The organism is Streptomyces millisiae, from assembly GCF_031845425.1.
Taxonomy (GTDB): Bacteria; Actinomycetota; Actinomycetes; order Streptomycetales; family Streptomycetaceae; genus Streptomyces; species Streptomyces millisiae.
The window spans coordinates 1-395 of record NZ_JAVREM010000410.1; the positions used below are offsets into that span (position 1 = coordinate 1).

Genomic DNA, 395 nt, shown 5'->3' on the forward strand with positions numbered 1-395 from the left:
GGTCTACCCGATGCAGGGACCGGCGCCACCGTCAGCACCGACGCGTCGGCCGTGAACCACTCGGGGGTACGGAAGCGCGCCGGAGGCAGGGGCATGCCCCCATGATGGCCGGTCGGCCACCCGGGCCGACACCCCCTACGGCCGGTGCGGGGCTCCGACCATGCGCAGGACCAGGTCGGCGTAGAGGGCGCCGACCTCGTCGGGCGTGCGGCTGCCCTGGGCGTTGAACCAGCGGGCCACGTCGATGCAGAGGGAGAGCACGGCGAGGGTGGTGCCGGGGATGTCGGGGACGTCGAACTCCCCGGCCCGTACGCCCTCGCTGATGATCCGGCGCACCACCGCGTCGCTCCTGCGGCGCAGCTCGACGATCTCGGTGCGGTGCTCGGGGCCGAGGG

General features: G+C 74.2%; 1 pseudogene. It reads right to left on the reverse strand.

Annotation, left to right across the window (positions count from 1 at the left end):
• Nucleotides 1-135 precede the first annotated feature (135 nt).
• Nucleotides 136-395, reverse strand: a pseudogene (locus tag RNC47_RS37320) (TetR family transcriptional regulator); the annotation flags it as partial.